At 37.0% G+C, this 15,232-nt stretch carries 13 protein-coding genes, 1 pseudogene and 1 other annotated feature; of the genes and pseudogenes, 12 read left to right on the top strand and 2 right to left on the bottom strand.

Features of this window, described 5'->3' with window-relative positions; genetic code table 11:
• Positions 1-28: 28 nt before the first annotated feature.
• From HMPREF0833_RS02940 to HMPREF0833_RS02895, 9 genes and pseudogenes are all read left to right on the top strand, one after another.
• The gene (locus tag HMPREF0833_RS02940; RefSeq protein ID WP_013903638.1) at positions 29-868 is read left to right on the top strand and encodes a thymidylate synthase; all 840 of its coding nucleotides are present in this window, start codon (positions 29-31) and stop codon (positions 866-868) included.
• 207 nt (positions 869-1,075) lie between these two features.
• Positions 1,076-1,585, top strand: coding sequence for a dihydrofolate reductase (locus HMPREF0833_RS02935; protein ID WP_013903637.1), 510 nt, complete (start codon positions 1,076-1,078; stop codon positions 1,583-1,585).
• A 208-nt stretch (positions 1,586-1,793) separates the two neighbouring features.
• Positions 1,794-3,026, top strand: coding sequence for an ATP-dependent Clp protease ATP-binding subunit ClpX (gene clpX / locus HMPREF0833_RS02925; protein WP_003001797.1), 1,233 nt, complete (start codon positions 1,794-1,796; stop codon positions 3,024-3,026).
• 11 nt (positions 3,027-3,037) lie between these two features.
• Positions 3,038-3,640 carry a ribosome biogenesis GTP-binding protein YihA/YsxC gene (yihA, locus tag HMPREF0833_RS02920; RefSeq protein ID WP_013903636.1) on the top strand — a complete coding sequence of 201 codons (603 nt, stop codon included), beginning with the start codon at positions 3,038-3,040 and terminating at the stop codon, positions 3,638-3,640.
• Positions 3,641-3,789: 149 nt separating this feature from the next.
• Positions 3,790-4,491, top strand: a complete 702-nt coding sequence (locus HMPREF0833_RS02915; RefSeq protein ID WP_013903635.1) for a glucosaminidase domain-containing protein — start codon at positions 3,790-3,792, stop codon at positions 4,489-4,491.
• 164 nt (positions 4,492-4,655) lie between these two features.
• Positions 4,656-5,453 carry a formate/nitrite transporter family protein gene (locus HMPREF0833_RS02910; RefSeq protein ID WP_003016373.1) on the top strand — a complete coding sequence of 266 codons (798 nt, stop codon included), beginning with the start codon at positions 4,656-4,658 and terminating at the stop codon, positions 5,451-5,453.
• 61 nt (positions 5,454-5,514) lie between these two features.
• Positions 5,515-5,649, top strand: a sequence feature (ribosomal protein L10 leader region).
• A gap of 38 nt (positions 5,650-5,687) precedes the next feature.
• Entirely contained in the window at positions 5,688-6,188 is a 501-nt protein-coding gene (rplJ, locus tag HMPREF0833_RS02905; RefSeq protein WP_003016269.1) for a 50S ribosomal protein L10, read from the top strand.
• Between the two features lie 74 nt (positions 6,189-6,262).
• Positions 6,263-6,631, top strand: coding sequence for a 50S ribosomal protein L7/L12 (gene rplL, locus HMPREF0833_RS02900; protein WP_003016256.1), 369 nt, complete (start codon positions 6,263-6,265; stop codon positions 6,629-6,631).
• 245 nt (positions 6,632-6,876) lie between these two features.
• A pseudogene (locus HMPREF0833_RS02895) lies at positions 6,877-7,447 on the top strand (alcohol dehydrogenase); the annotation flags it as partial.
• Between the two features lie 187 nt (positions 7,448-7,634).
• On the opposite strand, the gene pgmB reads toward HMPREF0833_RS02895, so the two are convergent.
• Positions 7,635-8,297: a beta-phosphoglucomutase gene (gene pgmB / locus HMPREF0833_RS02890; RefSeq protein WP_003016299.1), complete on the bottom strand. Its 663-nt coding sequence runs from the start codon at positions 8,295-8,297 to the stop codon at positions 7,635-7,637.
• Positions 8,298-8,425: 128 nt separating this feature from the next.
• Positions 8,426-9,421, bottom strand: coding sequence for an AraC family transcriptional regulator (locus HMPREF0833_RS02885; RefSeq protein WP_003016279.1), 996 nt, complete (start codon positions 9,419-9,421; stop codon positions 8,426-8,428).
• Between the two features lie 132 nt (positions 9,422-9,553).
• Here HMPREF0833_RS02885 and HMPREF0833_RS02880 point away from each other — a divergent pair, with 132 nt between their 5' ends.
• Genes HMPREF0833_RS02880 through HMPREF0833_RS02870 form a run of 3 tightly spaced genes read left to right on the top strand, consistent with a single transcriptional unit; the run spans position 9,554 to position 15,223 of the window.
• Positions 9,554-10,924, top strand: coding sequence for an MFS transporter (locus HMPREF0833_RS02880; protein ID WP_037616954.1), 1,371 nt, complete (start codon positions 9,554-9,556; stop codon positions 10,922-10,924).
• A gap of 53 nt (positions 10,925-10,977) precedes the next feature.
• On the top strand, positions 10,978-12,624 hold the full coding sequence (locus HMPREF0833_RS02875) for a glycoside hydrolase family 3 protein (protein ID WP_013903631.1): 1,647 nt from the start codon (positions 10,978-10,980) through the stop codon (positions 12,622-12,624).
• Entirely contained in the window at positions 12,611-15,223 is a 2,613-nt protein-coding gene (locus HMPREF0833_RS02870) for an alpha-L-rhamnosidase (protein ID WP_013903630.1), read from the top strand. The genes HMPREF0833_RS02875 and HMPREF0833_RS02870 overlap by 14 nt, the downstream gene beginning before the upstream one ends.
• Positions 15,224-15,232: the final 9 nt, after the last annotated feature.

Genomic DNA, 15,232 nt, shown 5'->3' with positions numbered 1-15,232 from the left:
AAGGCAAAACTGGATTCAAGGAGTGTATATGACAAAAGCAGATATAGTATTTAAAGAATATATTCGTAAAATTATGGAAGAAGGGGTCTGGTCAGAGCAAGCGCGTCCCAAATACAAGGATGGCAGAACTGCCAACTCCAAGTACATCACGGGAGCCTTTATGGAATTTGATCTCGCAAAAGGCGAGTTTCCTATCACCACCCTTCGTCCTATCGCGATTAAATCAGCCATCAAAGAGATGCTCTGGATTTACCAAGATCAGTCTAATAGTTTAGATGTCTTGGAAGAAAAATACAATGTCCATTACTGGAATGACTGGGAAGTTGGAGATAGCCGGACGATTGGACAGCGCTATGGAGCAGTGGTCAAAAAGCATGACATTACGAATAAGATTCTCAAACAATTAGAAGCCAATCCTTGGAATCGCCGCAACATCATCACGCTCTGGGATTATGATGCTTTTGAGGAGTCAGAAGGACTCTTGCCATGTGCATTTCAGACCATGTTTGACGTTCGTCGCGTAGAAGGAGAGATCTATCTAGATGCAACCCTGACCCAGCGTTCTAATGATATGTTGGTAGCCCACCATATTAATGCCATGCAATATGTAGCCCTTCAGATGATGATTGCCAAACACTTTGGTTGGAAGGTAGGGAAGTTCTTTTACTTCATTAATAACCTTCATATCTATGATAATCAATTTGAACAAGCAGAAGAATTGCTCCGCCGTGAGGCGACTAATTGTCAGCCTCGCTTGGTTTTGAATGTACCAGATGGAACCAATTTCTTTGACATCAAGCCAGAAGATTTTGAATTGGTCGATTATGATCCAGTGAAACCACAGTTGAAGTTCGACCTTGCGATTTAAAGTTAAAAATGTTGTTTTTTCTATTCATTTTTCGGATTTGCAAAACGCAAAATGAAGACTAAGCTAACTTGTGGCTAAGAAAAACCGCGAATTCCTCGCGGTTTTTTCTGTTTGTATTTTAAAAATATCCTCCAAACTAGATAGTTGAAATCTGTCTTTTATAAGAAAATTTGATAAAATAGAAGTATCAGTGTAAAGGATGAGAGAATGAAAAAGATTATTGGTATCTGGGCTCAAACTGAAAATGGCATTATTGGAAAGGACCAAGTCATGCCTTGGCATCTGCCAGCTGAGCTTCAGCATTTCAAAGAAACGACCATGGGACAAGCAATTCTCATGGGAAGAGTGACCTTTGATGGAATGAATAAAAGGGTTCTACCAGGTCGGACCAGCATTATCTTATCGCAAGATCAAGCCTATGATCCTGAGAATGACGCTGTACTCGTCATGCACAGCAAGGAAGAAGTCTTGGACTGGTTTCAGAACCAAGAGAAGAATCTTTACATTATTGGAGGCAGTCAGATTTTAAGGCTCTTTTCTGACCAGCTAGAAGAGGTGATCCAGACCATGATTCATGCAGATATGGATGGCGATACATTGGCACCAACATTTGAAGAGAACCGCTATGAAAGAGTACGTCAAGTCCATCATCCAAAAGATGAGAAGAATCCATATGATTTTACTGTCACCTATTACAAGAGAAAGGATTTAGATTAATGGAGCGAAGTGTCTTTGGTTTTTTTACAGCTGTCTTGTGTGTCATCTGTATGATTTGTGCCTTACAAACTTTTCGTAAAAAACGGTTTGGCCTCGCTATTTTATTCTTACTAAATGCTTTTACCAATCTTGTGAATTCTATTCACGCCTTTTACATGACCTTATTTTAAACTAAATAGAAATAGAAAATGACAGAAAGAGGAAATACATGCCAACGAATCAAAATAATGATATGATGGTTTATTGTTCATTTTGCGGAAAGAGTCAAGATGAAGTCCAAAAAATCATTGCAGGGAACAATGCGTTTATCTGTAATGAATGTGTAGAGTTAGCACAAGAAATTATTCGTGAGGAGCTAGCAGAAGAAGTTCTTGCAGACCTTAGTGAAGTTCCAAAACCAATCGAATTGCTCAATATCTTGAACCACTATGTGATCGGTCAAGATCGTGCCAAACGTGCCCTTGCTGTAGCAGTATACAACCACTACAAACGCATTAACTTCCACGATACGCGCGAAGATGAGACAGATGTTGAATTACAAAAATCAAACATCCTCATGATTGGACCGACTGGTTCAGGTAAGACTTTCTTGGCCCAGACCTTAGCACGTAGCTTGAATGTCCCATTTGCTATTGCCGATGCAACAGCCTTGACAGAAGCTGGTTATGTGGGAGAAGACGTTGAAAACATTCTCTTGAAACTTCTTCAAGCAGCTGATTTCAACATCGAGCGTGCAGAACGAGGCATTATCTACGTCGATGAAATTGATAAGATTGCTAAGAAAAGTGAAAATGTCTCTATCACACGTGACGTTTCTGGTGAAGGGGTGCAACAAGCCCTCTTGAAGATCATCGAAGGAACCGTCGCTAGTGTCCCACCTCAAGGTGGACGCAAACACCCGCAACAAGAGATGATCCAAGTGGATACCAAGAACATCCTCTTTATCGTAGGTGGAGCTTTTGACGGGATCGAAGAAATTGTTAAACAACGTCTTGGTGAAAAAGTCATCGGTTTCGGTAAGAACAATAAAGCTATTGATGAATCAAGCTCTTACATGCAAGAAATCGTTGCAGAAGATATTCAAAAATTCGGGATTATCCCAGAATTGATCGGACGTCTTCCAGTCTTTGCAGCTCTTGAGCAATTGACAGTTGACGATCTTGTCCGTATTCTAAAAGAGCCACGCAATGCCTTGGTAAAACAATACCAAACCTTGCTCTCTTATGATAACGTTGAATTGGAATTCGATGATGAAGCTCTTCAAGAAATTGCTAATAAGGCCATCGAAAGAAAAACAGGAGCTCGTGGACTTCGTTCGATTATCGAAGAAACGATGATGGATGTCATGTTTGAAATTCCAAGTCAAGAAGATGTCAAACTTGTCCGAATCACAAAAGAAGCTGTAGATGGAACTGAAAAACCAATTCTTGAAACAGCCTAGAAAGATAAAATATGGAAATTAACACACATAATGCGGATATCCTCTTAAGCGCTGCAAATAAGAGTCATTATCCTCAAGATGAGATTCCAGAAGTTGCACTTGCCGGTCGATCCAATGTCGGCAAGTCTTCTTTTATTAATACTCTCTTAAACCGAAAGAACCTGGCCAGAACATCTGGGAAACCAGGAAAAACCCAATTGCTCAATTTCTTCAATATCGATGATAAACTCCGTTTGGTAGACGTACCTGGTTATGGCTATGCACGTGTCTCTAAAAAAGAGCGCGAGAAGTGGGGGCGGATGATTGAAGAATACCTCACTAGTCGTAAGAACTTAAAAGCAGTCGTTAGCCTAGTCGATTTTCGTCATGAACCTTCAGCAGATGATGTCCAGATGTATGAATTCTTAAAATATTATGAGATCCCTGTGATCTTAGTTGCTACTAAAGCAGATAAGATTCCGCGTGGAAAATGGAATAAACACGAATCGATCATCAAGAAAAAACTAGATTTTGATCCAGCTGACACCTTTATCGTTTTCTCTTCTGTAACCCGGGAAGGACTAGAGAAGTCATGGGATGCTATTTTAGAAAACACGTTTTACGAAATAAATTGAAATGACATGAAAATGTCATTTTTATTTTGGATTTATCTCGCAATTGTAATACAAGTGTAATAAAATCTTCCTTGTTTTTGTCGTTTTATATGGTATAATTTATATAAAGATAAAAGATGATAAAAAATTAATTGGAGATAAATTGTATAATGAAAAAGAAAATACGAAATAAGACGAAATTGTTTGGTTTGATTGTTTCGGTATTAGCAGTGGGGACATTTGTAGCTGCTATGAGTGAGCATGTAACGTCAGTTGGTGCAAACGATGGAACTTACCAAACATATTCAGATCCTACAGAAGCTTTTATTTCACAAATTGGAGAATCTGCGCGTCAACTCGGTCAAGAGAATGACCTTTATGCCTCTGTAATGATTGCCCAAGCCATCCTTGAAAGTGGATCAGGTCAGTCGGGCTTATCTTCTTATCCACATTACAATCTCTTTGGTATTAAAGGAAGTTATGATGGTCAATCTGCCGTAATGCAAACGTGGGAAGATGATGGTGCAGGAAATGCTTATACAATTAATGACGCATTCCGTTCTTATCCGTCTTATTATGAATCATTGCAAGACTATGTAGCTGTTTTGAAACAAGGACATTTTGCAGGGGCTTGGAAAAGCAACACATCTAGTTACCAAGATGCAACAGCAGCTTTGACTGGTGTTTATGCTACCGATACAAGTTACTACGCAAAACTCAACCACATCATTGAAACTTATAATTTGACTCAATATGATTCACCAAATGTTCAAGGTGGTATTACAGGTACGGTATACAATCCTTATCGTCAACAGTTCACTTCTCAAGAAATCCTTAATTTGGATATTGCTTGGGCTAATCGTTTGAATTGATACAAAAAAAGCAGACCATGTCTGCTTTTTTTGTAGATGTTATTGATATACAATCGAAATAAATCGAATTTTTGGATTGTCAAAATTTGTATTGCAAACCTTTTCAAAAGCCTCTTTCTATGCTATAATGATTTTATTCACAAACATTTTATAAGGAGATTTTTATGTCTGAATCTAATTTCATTCAAAAAGTAGGAGCTGCTTGTAATAAGAAAGAGGACCTTTATCAGAAGTCCAAAACTCGGTATGCTGTTCGTTCTATTTTTGCTGGAGGTTTTCTTACTTTAAGTACTGCAGTCGGTGCAGTTGCCGCAGACTTGTTGAATACCTTCTTACCTGGATCTGGTCGTTTTCTATTTCCATTCATCTTTGCCTGGGGCTTGGTTTACCTCTTATTCTTAAATGCGGAATTAACCACCTCAAATATGATGTATTTGACGGCGGGAACCTATCTAAAGAAAATTCATTGGAAGAAAGCTTTGGAAATTCTTCTTTATTGTACCTTTTTTAATTTAATTGGTGCTTTAATCGTCGCTTTTCTTTTCAATCAAACAACTGCCTTTGCACATATCGATCCAAAAGGTTTCCTAGCCACGGTAGCAGAAAATAAACTCCAACGAAGCAATCAAGTGGTTTTCTTTGAAGGGGTTATTGCCAATATCTTTGTAAATATTGCTATTCTTTCTTATCTATATTTCAAAGATGAAACAGCCAAGGTGCTCTTAGCCCTTTCTGCTATTTATATGTTTGTCTTTATGACCAATGAACACTTGGCTGCAAACTTTGCTTCTTTCTCATTATTGAGCTTTAATTCAGTTTCTAGTCAATTGCCGCATTTTGAGTTTTTAAATATTTTACGTCATTATAGCGTCACCTTCTTTGCCAACTGGGTAGGAGGAGGAGTCCTAATGGGACTTGCCTATGCTTGGTTGAATAATATCAAGAGTCTCTACAACGATTAAAAAATATAAAAAAAGTTTGCAAAAGTACTTGCATTCTTTTTTTATATGTGATAAACTAATTTATGGTTTGAAAAAACTGCCTAAGACAGTAGGGGAGCACGACTCATAAAGATCCTACCGAGGACAAAACGTATCAATTAAAAGAAGCGTATTGTACTTTCGTGTCTAGGTTTGGGCGCGTTTTTCTTTTGGAAAAATTCCCCAAGCAAAATAATTACGGAGGTGAACACACTAATGAGTGAAGCAATTATTGCTAAAAAAGCGGAACTAGTTGACGTAGTAGCTGAAAAAATGAAAGCTGCTGCATCAATCGTCGTTGTAGATTCTCGCGGTTTGACAGTTGAGCAAGATACAGTTCTCCGTCGCAACCTTCGCGAAAGCGAAGTTGAGTTTAAAGTTATCAAAAACTCAATCTTGCGTCGTGCAGCTGAAAAAGCTGGTCTTGAAGATCTTGCATCTGTATTCGTTGGACCATCTGCAGTAGCATTTTCAAATGAAGATGTTATCGCACCTGCGAAAATTTTGAACGATTTTTCTAAAGACGCTGAAGCACTTGAAATTAAAGGTGGTGCAATCGAAGGCGCTGTCGCATCTAAAGAAGAGATTCTTGCACTTGCAACTCTTCCAAACCGCGAAGGACTTCTTTCTATGCTCCTTTCTGTACTTCAAGCGCCAGTGCGCAACGTTGCTCTTGCAGTCAAAGCGGTTGCAGACAACAAAGAAGACGCAGCTTAATCTTAAGCTACGCAGCGTAGCCTAGCTACAAAAAATAAAAATATATAATTAAAACTTATTTGGAGGAAATAACAATGGCATTGAACATTGAAAACATTATTGCTGAAATTAAAGAAGCTTCAATCCTTGAATTGAACGACCTTGTAAAAGCTATCGAAGAAGAATTTGGTGTAACTGCAGCTGCTCCTGTAGCTGTTGCTGCAGCTGGTGCTGCTGACGCTGGTGCTGCTAAAGATTCATTCGATATCGAATTGACATCTGCAGGCGACAAGAAAGTCGGCGTTATCAAAGTTGTACGTGAAATCACTGGTCTTGGTCTTAAAGAAGCTAAAGAACTTGTTGATGGTGCACCTGGTGTTATCAAAGAAGGTGTTGCTACAGCTGAAGCTGAAGAAATCAAAGCTAAATTGGAAGAAGCTGGAGCTTCAGTTACTCTTAAATAATCGAGTAACGCAAATTGAATGCGAAAGCCTAGTATATTAAGGTTAAGAATTGCTTAAGGTGATTTAAATCTTAAATAGGGGAGTTATTCCCCACCAAATCCCCGCCAAGTTAGATCTTGGCGGGGATTTTTTCTACAACAAAATAGGATCCATAATTCCTATGTTAGTTTTAGCCTAAATAGAAATTATAGAGCCTATTTATCTAAATCTAATCATCACATTCAACTGGTGCATATGCCCACCAGACCCATGCCATCGAAGCTTTTGGTAACCCAAGGAGAATACGATGTGACTAAGAAGTTGTCTATGGGAGCAATCGAGTTGATCAAAGAATACTTGCCTCGTGCGGTTGAAAATGGTCAGGATATCGAAGCACGTGAAGCCATGGTGAATGCTATTTTCCTTGGAGGTATGAGCTTTAACAATGCTGGTTTGGGTTATGTACACTCAATGGCTCATCAGTTAGGGGCTGTTTATAATTTGCCACACGGTGTTTGCTGTGCTATGATTTTGCCAATCATTGAACGTGAAAATGCCAAACGTGTACCAGCTGCTTTCCGCGATGTTGCAAAAGCTTTAGGTCTTGATATCGCAGGTAAGACTGATGAAGAATGTGCTGACTATGCCATTGAACAAATCGAAGAATTGTCAGCCAAAGTTGGAATTCCGAAGAAATTAATAGAGTTGGACATCAAGGAAGAAGACTTTGACTTTGAATACCTCTCTAAGAATGCCTTGATTGATGCTTGTGCACCAGGAAATCAATTCATGCCAACCTTGGAAGAAACCATAGCTTTCTATAAAGAGTTGTTTTAGAAAGTTTCTAATTCAGTAATATTAATTTAGTTGCTAGAATATTATTTCTAGCGACTTTTTATTTTTGCTTTGAATATTTTGAGTACGGATAGTAGGGGATTCAAGGGATATACTATTTTTAATCTGATCTAAAAAAAGCAGAGCCAATAGACTCTGCATGACAGTAATTTGAAATTTAAAATTGAAACTATCTTTTACAGTTCTGCCACGCTTTCTCTACTTTAAGTAACGTTAACTCTTTAGTTGAAGAAAATAATTTGTTAGCATGACTGAGTTCTGTACCGCCGACAGCGACTGAAAATATATTTGCTGAATTAATAGCAGTGACGCCTGCAACAGAATCTTCAATCGCTATACATTCTTCAGCTCCACAATGGATAGATTTGGCAGCTGCTAAAAAAATATCTGGTGCTGGTTTACCATTGGTAATGTCCTCAGGATTAGCAATTGCATCAAAAAAACTATCTAGCCCTAATTTTTTTAGAATGAACGGACCATTTTTAGAGGATGAAGCTAAGGCAAGTTTTATTCCCTGCTCTTTCAATTCCCGAATGAAATGATCAATACCAGGAAGTACATTACTTGGGGTAAGTCTTTCAAGTGATTTGACATACAACTTATTTTTCTCTTCACAGAGATTCATAAAATCATAATCAGATATGGAAATGTTCAAGTGTTCTAAAATGACACGAAGAGAATCCTCGCGACTAACTCCTTTCGTTTTTTCCTCAATTGTATCAGGGATAGAGACCTCAAAGTGTTTGAGAATAATTTGTCTCCATGCATCGAAGTGTAACGAAGCAGTATCCGCTATTACCCCATCTAAATCAAAAAGAGCACCTTTAAACATCATAATACCTCTCTATCATTAAACTTTACTTTTTACAATATAGTATCAAAATGAAGAGAGGATTCAATCACTCAAAAACAGATAATTATGCTCTTTTTACAGTTTCTAAAGTCATTTTGAATGAAAGGCTATTTTTTACGAAATTCATTAGGTGTCTTACCAAAGAATTTTTTGAATTGGCGGAAGAAGTAACTAGGTGAATTAAAGCCAGATTCTAAAGAAATTGTCTCAATAGAATAATCAGTATTTCTCAGTAATTCCTTTGAATATAGTAACCGTTTTTCAAGAACAATCTTTTGAAAACTTTTACCTGTAACCTGCTTTAGCTTGTTGCTTAAATAATTAGGGTTATAAGAAAATTTGTCAGCAACTTCAGCAACATCAATATTCTTAAAATGTTGGTCAACATATGACAGAATTGGTGCAAAATTAAATTTTAATAAACTGTTCTGATAAATATTCTCTTCCTGATAAATTCGAATCAATTCCATTAAGAGAATTTGTAAATACTGAGATAAAAAATGCTGTGTTTGTATCCTATTTTCCAAATGTTCGCAGAGCATGAGTTGAATAAGACTATGGATAGTAGAATATTTATCTGTATGAAAAATAATAAACTGATCATGCTTGGCTTGAGTATTGAATGCGTCTGCTAGAAATTGAGTTAATATACTTGATGAATCTTGTAATTTATACAGGAAGAGCGAATCGAAAGTTTCTTTGTTTATGAGTATGTTGATTAGAATATCTTCTTCACCAAGAGCATTAATGGAATGCGGGACATCACGATCTAATACAATTAAATCACCTTTTGAGAGTGAGATAGTCTCACCATTTATTTCTTGAATACAGATTCCTTTATAGACATACACCATTTCAATAAAATCGTGAAGGTGAGTAATCATCGGGGCAAAACGATTATGGCGACTAAGGAATATGGAATTGTCACCTGAAAAAAACATCTCTTTTGGTAATCTAACAATTTTATATGTTTGATCTGTATATGTATTCCTATTTGTATCAGAATACATAGGATAATCATTTACTGAAATACCAGTTTCCTTTTGTTTAATCTCATACTCATTAACCTGGAATAGATAATTTTCCAATTCAATAATATTCAATGTTCATCCCTCCAAAATCTGTATTTAGTTCATTATATAATAGATTTAATGCATTGTAAACGGATACAATGCTATTTATAATAAAACTATAAAAATTAAATTAATATTTTGGAGGACAAAGCAGTGGATAAAATGAAAAATAAATATGCCATACCTGTAAGTGAAAGAATAACCTATGGTTTTGGTAATTTGGCTGCAAACTTGATGATTACCACAGCAAATGCTTTTATTACATATTTCTATACTGATGTAGTTGGCCTTACGATTTCAGTAGTTGGTACAATATTGCTGTTTGCGCGTTTATTTGATGGTGTTAGTGACTTAGTGATGGGAGCGATTGTCGATAAAACATCTTCAAGTAAGGGGAAGGCGAGACCATGGATAAAACGAATGATAATTCCATATGGACTAGCTCTCACCTTACTGTTCACCTCACCGAGTTTTCTACCTGATGAGATGAGAGCAATTTATGCATTTGTTACCTATGTTATTTCTCTCGCAGGTGTATATACGATGACAATGGTACCCTATTCAGCTCTGATTGGGACCACCACACCTGATTCAAAAGAAAGAGGTTATTTATCAACTTCTCGAACGATTCTTGGATTTATTGGTGCCTTCTTGGTGAATGGAGTTGTTCTAAAAATTGTTGAAATGTATGGTGCGGTCACTGAAACTTCTTCATGGACGAAAATGGCTGCAACACTTGGTTTGATTTCTGTGGTATTGCTGACAGTTCTTTATGGAAATTCAAAAGAAAGAGTACTAGAAACTAGCGAAGCAATCAGTGCTGATAATGCACAAAAATTTTCGACAATGGATAATATCAAGGCCATGATAAAAAATAAATACTGGTTAATAATCATTACCGTCACTCTGATTAGTTTTATTAATGCTGGTTTTATGGGGATCAATATTTTTTACGCCCAATGGATCTTGAATGATATGAGCAAGGTTGGTTTGATTGGTATGTTGTCCTTTGCCCCGATTATTGTCAGCTGTCTGTTTGCTCCGATTTTGCTAAGTCGATTCTCTAAAAGAACGATTATGATTATCGGAACAGTAATTAGTTTGATTGGCAGTGTGATATTGGTATTGTTTCCAACAAATTTCACAATGATTGCAGCTGGTTTGGTTGTCAGAGGATTGGGTATTGCTCCTGTATCTGTTGCCAGTTTTGCGATGTTGGGTGATATCGCTGATTATGGAGAATGGAAAACAGGAATTCGCTCAGACGGAATCATCTTTGCGGCAGCAACCTTTGGTGAAAAGGTGGGTTCTGGTTTAGGAGGTTGGATTTTGGGTATGGTAATGGCTCTTGGTGGATATGTCTCAGGAGCAGCTACTCAATCCGCAGCAACCATGTTTGCAATTAAATCTGTTTTTGCTTATATACCTTTTGTATTTGGAGTTGTGAGTATCATTTTAATATTCTTTTATGACTTGGATACAAAACTCCCTGACATTATTAAAGACTTAGAGGCCCGTAAAGGACACGAATAAAAAATTAAGGGGAAGTAAATAGCTTGCCCCTTTGTATTTTAGAAAGTAGGAAAATGATGAAATTAACAGAAAAACCATTTTATTTGGATGATGAAGCAATAGCTTGGGTTGAAGATACACTGGAAAGTTTAACTGTAGATGAAAAAATCGGTCAGCTATTTGTTCCAATCGGCTACTCAACCGAAAAAGAATACTTGGATCATTTGGCTTCTTTTAACATTGGAGGATTATTTTTCAGACCGGGAAATGCAGTAGAAGTGAGAGATACTTATCAGTATATTCAAGAGATTAGTAAAGTTCCACTTTTAACAACTGCAAACTTAGAAGACGGAGGAAATGGAGCTGCCTTTGAAGCGACAGCATATGGTCGTCAAATGGCTATTGCTGCAGCTAATGATCCGAAATTTGCATATACTCTTGGAGAAATTGCTGCTAAAGATGGAAAAGCAGTAGGAGTAAATTGGGGCTTTTCGCCAGTAATCGATTTGGATTTTAACTTTAGAAACCCGATAACAAATGTTCGAACATATGGTAGTGATATTGATACAGTTATTTCAAATGCTAAAGCCTATACGAAAGCATTCCATGACCAACATGTTATGACTTCCATAAAACATTTTCCGGGGGATGGTGCTGATGAGCGGGATCAACACTTATTGACATCTGTTAACCACCTATCAATGCCAGCTTGGGAAAAAACATTTGGATTGGTTTATAAAGAGTTAATTGATTTTGGTACCAAGGCAGTCATGGTGGGACATATTGCTTTACCAGCTTTTACTGGAGATGATATGCCAGCGACATTGAGTCCAAAAATTTTGAAAGATTTACTTCGGAAACAACTTAGGTTTAATGGTTTGGTCATTACAGATGCTAGTCCAATGGTGGGATTCTGTGCAGCAATGAAGCGTAGTGAGGCCATTCCATATACGATTGAGGCGGGCTGTGATATGCTATTATTCAATCGTGTTTTTGAAGAGGATGTTCAGTATATGAAAGATGGATTAGCAAATGGAATTCTATCTCATGAGAGATTGGACGAAGCTGTTACTCGGATATTAGCAGCTAAAGCATCTTTAGGCTTACACAAACAAATCGAACATGGTTCAGCAATGTTTGAAGATAGAAAAAAAGACCAAGCGGAACTTGCTGATCATTCTGTAACACTTGTGAAGGATAGTCAAAAATTGCTTCCCCTATCTCCCGAAAAACACAAGAGAGTTCTGCTTCAAATGTTAGGAAACTTCGATTCGAATGAACGCGTAAGTCAAAAGGTAAAAACTGAGCTTGAACAACTCGGTTTTGATGTGACTGTTTATGAACCCGAAACGAACTTTTGGGATTTAGAAACTGTGCAGAGTTTTTCAAGTAAATATGATATTGTGTTGTATGTAGCTAATATTGAAAATGCAAGTAATCAAACTGTTGCACGAATAAATTGGCATACACTATTTGGATTAGGAAATAATCTTCCTTGGTTTGTAAAGGAGATTCCAACTTTGCTAATTAGTTTTGGAAATCCCTATCATTTGTTTGATTTACCTATGGTAGAAACTGTTGTAAATACCTATTGTAATTATGATCATTTTATTGAAGCAGGAATTTCGAAATTAGTTGGAAAAAGTCCATTTAAAGGTGTTAGTCCTGTAAATCCATTTTGTAACAATGATCTATTAAAGGAGTTGAATGATGCAAATTGATCAATTAAAAGTAAATGGTATAAGCACCCCTTTAGGCTATCATTTTGATTATTTAACATTATCTTGGAGATTTCAAAGTAATGACTATCATGAAAATTTAAAATTTAAAATTGAAATCTCAAAGGATGATTGTTTTGAAGAAATAGTATTTAGCGGAGAAACAAATAGTTTTTATAATACATATACGATAACGACAGCATTTCTGAAGCCACGGACCAGGTACTTTTGGCGAGTAAGCGTTGACGAAGTTTCAGCAATTAGCTATTTTGAAACTGGTAAAATGAATGAGCCTTGGGAAGCGGACTGGATTAGTTATCAGGAGCCAACATTCGAATCAGTTAGCTTTAAAAAATCGTTTTCTGTAAAGAAAGAAATCCGTTCAGCACGATTATATTCTCTTGGTCTAGGGCTCTATGAAGTTTTTATCAATGACAGGAAAGTTGGAGAAGAATACCTTGCTCCAGGTTACCATAGTTACGACCTTATTCAGCAGTATCAAACCTATGATGTGACTGAGTATCTACAAGACAGGAATGAGATAGCTTTTCTTGTTGGTAATGGTTGGTATAGAGGAAGATTCATATTTGAGGGCGGTCTTGAAAATATTTATGGGGATAAACAAAAATTAATTTCAGAACTCCATATTTTATATCATGATGGTAGTACAGAAATCATCAAAAGTGATACGACCTGGAATGCTAAAACAAATGAAATTGTTGAAAATTCAATCTATGATGGAGAAACAATCGATTTTTCATCGAAGTATCAGCCACTGACAGTCATCATGGATAAGGAAAGTAAACAATTATTACGTGAGAGAATTGATTTACCAATTTGCAACATGGAAAGTCTTGAACCTCTCATTTTCAGAGATACTGCAAACAACCTCCTACTTGATTTTGGACAAGAAATTACAGGCTGGATAGAAGGAATGCTACCAGCGAACAAGCCCAAAGTCTCATTTAAATTTGGAGAGATTTTACAAAATGGTCAATTTTATTCAGCGAATCTTCGGACAGCAAAACAAGAATTTGTCATTCTAAATAATGAAAAAGAACGATTCATTCGTCCTAGATTTACTTTTTTCGGTTTTCGATATGTAAAAGTGGAAGGATTAAATGAAGAGGAAGCTCAGAGGTTCTCAGCCAAAGTTCTTCATAGTAAGATGGAAGAGAGATTTAGATTTACTTCATCTCATAAAAAATTGAACCAACTAATTAGCAATATCAGATGGAGTCAAAAAGATAATTTTCTAAGTATCCCAACGGATTGTCCACAGAGGGACGAGAGAATGGGCTGGACTGGTGATATTACAGTCTTTGCAAATACTGCTTCATATAATATGGAAACAAGAGCTTTTTTAGGTCATTTCTTAAAGATGGTTGAATTGGAACAGGAACATCTGAATGGAGCAGTACCCTTTTTTGCACCATTTCCAAAAGTAGCGGATAGAGATGCTCAAAATCCATTTCTGAATTCGGCAGGTGCTGCAGTTTGGGGGGATGCAGCTACTGTGCTTCCGATGACGCTTTTTCGCCATTTCCGAGATCAAGGTCTTTTGAATTCACATCTTTCACTGATGATGAATTGGGTAGATTATATTTATCGTCAGGATGAAGAACGTGGTGGGAAAAGATTATGGGATTTTGGGTTTCAACTAGGCGACTGGCTTGCTCTAGATTTGGGAATACCTGGAACAGTATTTGGGGCAACAGATTCAGCACTGATTGCGACAATTTATTATTATTACTCAGCAAGCAATACAGCAAAAGCACTCAAATTATGTAATGATTCGAGTGCAACTTTCTATTCAAAACTAGCTCTTGAAATCCGTACTGCATTGTTGACTACTTACTTTATTGGTGATGAATTGCAATTAAGCCCTGTTACCTTACAATCTGAAGTTGAACAAAACCGACAAGAGATGGGACGATTGTTTGGCGGAATTGACATCTCCACAAGAGTTGATACACAAACGGGTCTTTCCCTTTTATTACGATTCGGAATCTACCCTTCAGAGTCTGCTCGTCTGAAATTAGTTGAAACTTTAAAGGAAAGGATGAGCGAATCTAATGGAGCATTGACCACTGGTTTTGTAGGTACTCCTGAATTACCTCATGCACTTCTTGAAAGTGGTCTTGTTTCGGAAGCATTCTCGCTGTTGTTTAAAGAAACTTCTCCAAGTTGGTTATTTGAAGTCAATATGGGGGCAACAACGACTTGGGAACGTTGGGATTCCATTCTTCCAAATGGAAAAATTTCAGGAATTGAGATGAATTCCATGAACCATTATGCTTATGGAGCAATTGAAGACTTTATCATCGAGAAAATGGTCGGTATCAACTTACCAGATATCGAAGATGATACAAACACATATCAAATTTCTCCTCAATATACAGAACAGTTAAACTGGCTTACCGGTAGATTAGACACAGTAAATGGTAAGATTGAGGTTCATTGGGAAATCCAAAATGGGATTGTCAACTTGAAAATAGATGTTCCTACACGAACAAGAGTTCATCTCATTCTTAAGAATGGTGAAAGTATGGCTTTGCAAACAGGATCTTATCAATTGAATGATGTCTATTTGCCAGAATAATAGTTAGTA

This window comes from Streptococcus parasanguinis ATCC 15912, from assembly GCF_000164675.2.
Lineage (GTDB): Bacteria > Bacillota > Bacilli > Lactobacillales > Streptococcaceae > Streptococcus > Streptococcus parasanguinis.
This window is presented reverse-complemented; position numbering and strand designations above follow the sequence as displayed.